Source organism: Streptococcus agalactiae ATCC 13813, assembly GCF_000186445.1.
Lineage (GTDB): Bacteria > Bacillota > Bacilli > Lactobacillales > Streptococcaceae > Streptococcus > Streptococcus agalactiae.
In genome coordinates this window covers 292,415-298,951 of the sequence record NZ_GL636070.1, presented here as the reverse complement: position 1 = coordinate 298,951, position 6,537 = coordinate 292,415, and the positions used below count along the sequence as shown (strand labels likewise).

Here is a 6,537-nt window from a genome sequence, read left to right as displayed (position 1 = left end):
ATATAATTTTAAAGAACCGTCTGAATGACGAATAAAGTTTAAAACTTCACCACATGATTGAACACGTTCAATCATTGATTTTTTATACCCTAAATTCTCAAAGACATCAGCTAATTTCAAGCTCATGATTTTGCGACCTCGCCAATCTCTATCCTTACCTTTACTGTTTTTATCTCTAAGAACTTCCTCTTGATTTAGTTCATTTACCATGTTATAATTGGAGTACAAAAAAGAATTAATTCACAAAAAAAGTTTGTACTCATCTCTCTTTCTATGTTTTTGTTGTGGTGACTAAATCATATCAAAGTTTTGACTGAGAATCAAGCTTTTTTTTGTGCTAAAAATCCAATAATACCAAGGGTTTAATTATGGTAGAGAGACTCTTTTTAGCATGAGAGTTATTTCTAAAAGTATCAAGATAAGTAGAAACCCTCTTCGAGGGTTTCTAAGGGCTTCTCAGCCCTCTTTTTTCACTTCGTTCAAAATTCACCCAAAAAAGACCCTTAACAGGTCTTTTTTATATCACAGGTATTTCAGAATCGTATTAACCCAGTTAGTTTTAGCCGGCAACAATCGCAATACCTTAACGGTATCAGCTTCAATTTCGTAAAACAGGATATAGTCATCAATCACGCTATATTTAATCTCGGTTTCTTCGTCAATTCTTGCTGATAAATTAGCCCCAATCTTGGGAGAATCCGCTAACTTTCGGATAGCCGAAACAACAGCTTGTTTTCGCTCCTTATCTGCTTATTTTTCTTCCGGCAAGCGTAGCATGTGGTCGACCACTTACCAGTAAGTTTATCACATGCTTCATCAGTTTTGAACTAAAAGCTGATTTTCGGGAGAACCCAAACCCCTTATTTTTCCTCATCAGTAAATTCCCCCTTTAGCCCTTGAAAAGAGCATAAGGGAAACTGTCCCCACATATCGTGTGGAGTTGATAGTATCAACGTTTCCAGTGATAGCATTTTTCTCGGTTTCACCTACTTTTACACACTTCCTAACTAACCACCTAACACACTAAAACATACAAAATCATACGGTTTTAACACACTTTCGCATACCTTTTCATAGTCTCTTTTTTGGACTTTTCAACCTGATCTGGTACTACTTCTTGGGGTAAATGTCTAGTCTTGCCAGACAACAATCGTGCGAATCAGCGATGGGCAATCTATTATCTTTCTTTGATTTTCATCCCCAAAAGGTTTAAAATAAAAGCGAAAACATTTTATTTGGGTTAGAAAGGAGATAAGCATAAATCCTAAATAAAAGGCACAGATAACAAAATAAAAACAGAAAGGTATTTTAGATTATGAAAAAAATCAAACGATTCATCATAGCATTAGCTTTATCCTTATTCACAATCGCAAATACAGCTCCTGCTATTGTTTATGCCAATGAAACCAATCAAATCATTAATGAACAACAACAAGTTCAGCAAGCTATTGATGAAATTGATCAAAAATTATCCCGGCCAATTTCCGTTTCAGAAAATGATCTCAATGCGAGAATACAAGAAGCTAAAAAACGCTACCCTGGACTAACAGAAGAAAGAATGAAAGAATTAGCCTATCAAACATTGACTCCTTACTCCTTTAGAGCTAGCGTATGGGATGGACAAGGTGTAACTGTAGATGAATTTGCTTGGGTTGTAGAAAACCTAATCGCTGCAAGTATTTCTGGAGGTGTAGGTGGTATTGGTAATCTTGTGAAACAAAAAGGTTTAGCAGCAGCTAAAGCTACTTTAAGTAGAGTTGCCAAAGCCGCTGCAATGCGTGTCGGCGTTTATAGTGGTTGGATAGCGGGTGCTCTCGAGCGTGTATTTGATTATATAAATATTTTTGCTAATGTAGGACATGCTGTTGCTCAATGGGTAGACGCAAACGACTTCCACCCAAACAATGGTCGAATCAATGCATGGGCTTAAATATATAACATTAAATTTTATTACCTCATTTTTATTTGTTCTATTATTCCATTTAGCAGCACACCATATCTTCAAACTTGAAAAATTAGATATACTTCAATTACTATTCGCTTCTACACTAATAACGGGTATTAGACTAATCGGAAAACATAGGTCACATCCCCCCAGCTGACATATGTTTGTAACCCTTCCAAAAAAGCGGACCTTTCCTTCAAGGTCCGCTTTTTATTCTTCTGCTCTTGATTTTATCCCTCGTTTACTGCGCTGATATGCTCCATCAAACAACAATTTCATAAAACCAGTTTTTCCTGAAATAACTTCGTTAACCAAATTTATAGTTAATCCGTAAGTCTCTCCATTTTCGTCAATAAAATCATACAAATCGAAAATATTTTGAAGAGTATATGCACGAATGAGAGAAACTACCACGTTGAAAAGTTCTGCTTTTTTTCCACGTCCAATGTCACATAACGATCAATATCAAAATTATTGATAAGTTTTATATCAACCTTATCGTAAACATGTTTTTTCTTAGCAATCGCATCTTTACTTTCATGAGTCAAATACAAGTATGTATTTTCAACGTTTAGCGCAACTTGAACCATTGCAACACTTTGCTCGCCCAAGTTTTTCTTAATCTTCCAACGAACACTATCTGCAGTAACTGGATTTTTAGCAATGTAAATCACATGATAGTGAGGTTTTTTATATTTCTGCCCCTCTACATTACTCTTGTCTTTATCATGAAGCGGACTAACCGCTATCGGCACCCCAAGAGTTTCAAGCTTCAACTCCCAATCAATTGGAATCGATTCTGGATAGAGCAAAAAAGTAAAGTATCTTGCTTTTTCTTTAGCCATAAAGTATAATATATCCAAGAAGTATTTTGTTTAGCCTGTGCCCCAAGCACGGCTTTTTTTATTTTTCTTGACCTTTCTTGTAATTTTCTAAGGCAACAGAAATCATTGCAGATTTTGATAAGCCCATTTCTTTTGCCATTTTTTCAAGATTCCCAAACACAGATTCACTGAGCGTTATCGTCAATCTTTTTTTCATGAATCACCTCTCAAAATTTTATAAGCCTATATTAGCAAAAGTGCGCACTAAATGCAATTTTTTTTGCATTGTTCCCTAAAATTTATCAAAATTACGCTAAAATCTCGCCGAAAACTCGCCGAGATTTCAAAGCCATCAAACCCTTGGGGCATAAGGCCTCAAGGCACTTTTTTTGAGGATTTGGCACTCGGCACTATAAGGGGGGTCGTAGTAGCCCCCAGATTTTAGATTTTTCTGTCGAAAAATCTACCCCAAAATTTTCTCTCCCAAAAATTAAAAAAAGACCTGAAAAGGTCTTTTTCTCTTATTCGGGGTCTTTACAGTTCAAAACTGAAGGCAGTCCCACACCCGTCACACAAAAGTGACCTTTTAGCTACCCGTTTCCAGTTGCCCAACGCACTTGAGGGTTCACACCACCGACCGTATCGCTGAGGTGCCCTCGCGCATATTATATCACAGATATTTCAGAATGGTGTTCATCCAGTTTGTTTTAGCTGGCAACAATCGCAACACCTTAACAGTATCAACTTCAAGTTCGTAAAACAGGATATAGTCATCAATCACGCTATATTTAATCTCGGTCTCTTCGTCAATTCTTGCTGACAAATTAGCTCCAATCTTGGGTGAATCCACTAACTTTCGGATAGTTGAAACGACAGCTTTCTTGAATTTTACGACATTTTCCGGATAAACTCCCAGACCCTCTTTGTAAAAAACAGCTTCCTCAATATCTCGGACTGTTTCACTCGAAGTTATCACTTTGTAACTCATCAGTCCACTCCTAGTCGTTCCGCAAGCTCATCTGGAGTATAAGCCTTTTCATTCGCTAGAGAGCGATAGCCCTTTTGCAATTCCTCAAACAAGCGTAGTGTTGCTTTCGTACGTCTCCATTCTTCAATATCGACTACCGCATATTCAGCTTTCCCGTTACGGGTCAAAATAACTTGAGAACCAACCGACACATCACTCAGCGTTTGATTATAATAACGCATATCTGATACAGGTACAATGTTTTCCATAGCCTCACCTACTTACTTAAAATTTTACTTAATTATAGCACGTGATAGTTTTTTCTTCAAGTCCGCTTCCTTTATTCCAATTTCCTTTAGTCAGCAAGTAACCTTTCGCTATTTTTTGACTACGTGTCCAGTCGTTCGTCTTTCAGCCTTACGACTAATCACCTTTAGTCTAAATCGCTTCAGCTTACTGACTAAAGTTTTCTCGGCATAAATCGCTTAACTTATCTCTAAAACCTCTCAGAAGGCTCACATTTGCCTTCTAAGCCATTTTACAATCTGATTCAGGCAAGCAACGGATTTGTATACACAAATCGCTTAAACGGCTTGTTAGGGTGTCTAAAACCTTATTGAGATGATGTCATCTGAATTTGTCGCTACGCTCGACTAAATGATTGCTATTCTATTTTGTTGTTGAAATAATTTACAACAACAAAATAGAATCATACGAACGCTAAGTAAGTAAAAAAATCGAATATAATGACACTAAAAAAGACAAAACATATTTATAATATGCTTCGTCTTAAAAATACAAGTTACTTAAAGAAAAAATATTTTATAAGTGCTAATAAAGCTGCAGAAATAGCACCATACAGAATATATTTTCTCTTTTTTATTTTTTTCTTAAATTAGCCATGAAGCTACAGTTACAGTCACAGTAGCAACTGTGTTAGCTGTGCCAGCATCAATACCTGCAGCTTGTAATGCTTGGGCTAATGCTTGTTCTATAGCAGCTCCTGTTCCCCAATCTACGATATTTCCAAAAATCCTAACAAACGCTGCTTCACCAATTTTATTTCCTACATATTTCCCAATATGTTTATAAATTATCTTCGGAAGTTGAGTTTTTACATATCTAACCCCATACTTAGCAATTAGAGTTGCCATTAAACCGGCAGCTCCCCTTTTCTGGCGTTTCGGACGTTCATTCAGAACCTCAGGGAGCCCTTCTTTTTCAATATCAGATATAATTTCAGTAATTAATTGATCTCTATTAATATCAGATGGTAAACTTACTACTGTTTCTGGTTGCAAAACTTCGTTAGCATAAATAGCAGAAGGAACAAAAACACCTCCTAAAGTTACAATAGTTAAAGACGTAGTTATAATTTTAAATAATTTATTTTTCATAAAAAACTCCATAAATCTTAAAAAAACTAAACGCTGCATAAAATTAAAGCATTAACTAGTTAACGCTTTAATTTTATTATATTTTTTTAAAAATACAAGTCTTTTTTTATAATTATTTTTTTGCTATAATTAAGGAGTTGTAGGTTAATTATGTAACCCTGACTACATAATTAATTCTAAAAAAACCAACCTAGGTTTATTATAATTATAATGTTTAATCTCTTTATACACTATCTCAAATAATAATTTTCTTAGTCAAAAAAGTTGGAACATAATTCCAACTTTTTTAAATATATTCTTCATTTCCAAAATTGCCACCAACTTTTTTTAGAATCATACTCTAAAAGTTTAGTATCTTTGTTGTAAATTATTTTATGGAGTTGTTCAATTTGCATATCTTTTTGTTCTAATTGTTTCATCAGCAACAAAATTAATCCTTCATCATCTTTTTTAGTTTCGTCTATACGTTTGCTATCATTTTGATATACAGATTCTATACAAATTTTATCGATGATATACGCTGATATAGATTTTTCGTTTTCTTTAGCAAGCTTATTAATTAAGGCTTTCTGCTCATCTGTAACTCTTATATTAATTTGAGCCATAAATTCCTCTCTATACAGTGCATAGCAATCTTACTATACAAATGTTATACAAATTCTATACACTATTTTAAGTAGTAATTTTGCTTAATAGCATTCCAAATTGCTACAATTTTAGTTCCTTCAGAAAGTGAATCATTATCTTCTGATGTATGAATTAAATCTCCATTTTCAGCATCATCTAAAGCTAATTCTTTTTTGATAATTTTAAATAATCCACCATATCCTAGTTGTCTTTTTCGATATAAACCATTATATAAATCATCTACAACTTGTTTATTTTCCATCTCTAATTTGATAGGTTTGGTTGGGTATTTTGCGGTTTCAAGGATAGCTCCTTTTAAACCTTTGCCTTTTTCTTTAACTGCTCTTATATCAATCATAGGAACATAATCAACCTTAAGAGATTGCGACCACATTTCACCCCACTCTTTTTGAGTAATATAATTTCCACCTTTGAAATAACTTATTTTAAGCATTAATAAAACATGGATATGAGGATGATATTCATTAGTCAATTCATTATGTGTTACTTCAACAGAACGAAGATATCCAATAAGGTTTTTCTTAACTTTTGCTCGTCTGAACAGACGATCAAAAGACTGTGTTAAAGAAGATAATGTTTTATTTAAATCACTTCCAGGAACATTTTTAACCGTTAATGTCAAAAAGAGAAAGCGTCCTTTTGATTCTCGTTTAATTGCTTCGTCAACAATACGAGAAGTCTGATAAGAATATTTCATTGAACGTCTCCAATTACACATTGGACAAAGCTTATTCTTACAGAAATAAGCTTGATATT

General features: G+C 34.3%; 7 protein-coding genes and 3 pseudogenes. 1 reads left to right on the top strand and 9 read right to left on the bottom strand.

Annotated elements, in window-relative coordinates:
* Positions 1 to 210: pseudogene (locus HMPREF9171_RS1000000113905) on the bottom strand (protein rep); the annotation flags it as partial.
* A gap of 312 nt (positions 211 to 522) precedes the next feature.
* Positions 523 to 723: pseudogene (locus HMPREF9171_RS1000000113245) on the bottom strand (type II toxin-antitoxin system RelE/ParE family toxin); the annotation flags it as partial.
* Positions 724 to 1,315: 592 nt separating this feature from the next.
* On the opposite strand from HMPREF9171_RS1000000113245, the gene HMPREF9171_RS08890 reads away from it, so the two are divergent.
* On the top strand, positions 1,316 to 1,930 hold the full coding sequence (locus HMPREF9171_RS08890) for a hypothetical protein (RefSeq protein ID WP_000721502.1): 615 nt from the start codon (positions 1,316 to 1,318) through the stop codon (positions 1,928 to 1,930).
* 225 nt (positions 1,931 to 2,155) lie between these two features.
* Here the strand turns inward: HMPREF9171_RS08890 and HMPREF9171_RS01000000112915 are convergent.
* The 7 genes and pseudogenes from HMPREF9171_RS01000000112915 to HMPREF9171_RS111540 form a co-directional block, all read right to left on the bottom strand.
* Positions 2,156 to 2,790: pseudogene (locus tag HMPREF9171_RS01000000112915) on the bottom strand (replication protein).
* A gap of 58 nt (positions 2,791 to 2,848) precedes the next feature.
* Complete coding sequence (gene copA, locus HMPREF9171_RS111515) at positions 2,849 to 2,986, bottom strand: plasmid copy number transcriptional regulator CopA (protein WP_000746877.1); 138 nt, start codon at positions 2,984 to 2,986, stop codon at positions 2,849 to 2,851.
* A gap of 453 nt (positions 2,987 to 3,439) precedes the next feature.
* Positions 3,440 to 3,757, bottom strand: a complete 318-nt coding sequence (locus HMPREF9171_RS111520; protein ID WP_000120771.1) for a type II toxin-antitoxin system RelE/ParE family toxin — start codon at positions 3,755 to 3,757, stop codon at positions 3,440 to 3,442.
* A complete protein-coding gene (locus tag HMPREF9171_RS111525; protein ID WP_000428054.1) occupies positions 3,757 to 4,005 on the bottom strand; it encodes a type II toxin-antitoxin system Phd/YefM family antitoxin in 249 nt (82 codons plus the stop codon). The genes HMPREF9171_RS111520 and HMPREF9171_RS111525 overlap by 1 nt, the downstream gene beginning before the upstream one ends.
* A 621-nt stretch (positions 4,006 to 4,626) precedes the next feature.
* Positions 4,627 to 5,133 (bottom strand): hypothetical protein, encoded by a 507-nt coding sequence (locus tag HMPREF9171_RS111530; RefSeq protein ID WP_000791561.1) that lies wholly within the window; start codon positions 5,131 to 5,133, stop codon positions 4,627 to 4,629.
* Between the two features lie 299 nt (positions 5,134 to 5,432).
* The gene (locus HMPREF9171_RS111535) at positions 5,433 to 5,738 is read right to left on the bottom strand and encodes a type II toxin -antitoxin system TacA 1-like antitoxin (protein ID WP_000057278.1); all 306 of its coding nucleotides are present in this window, start codon (positions 5,736 to 5,738) and stop codon (positions 5,433 to 5,435) included.
* 62 nt (positions 5,739 to 5,800) lie between these two features.
* Positions 5,801 to 6,537: protein rep (locus tag HMPREF9171_RS111540; protein WP_001871983.1), on the bottom strand; the 737-nt coding region annotated here is incomplete at its 5' end.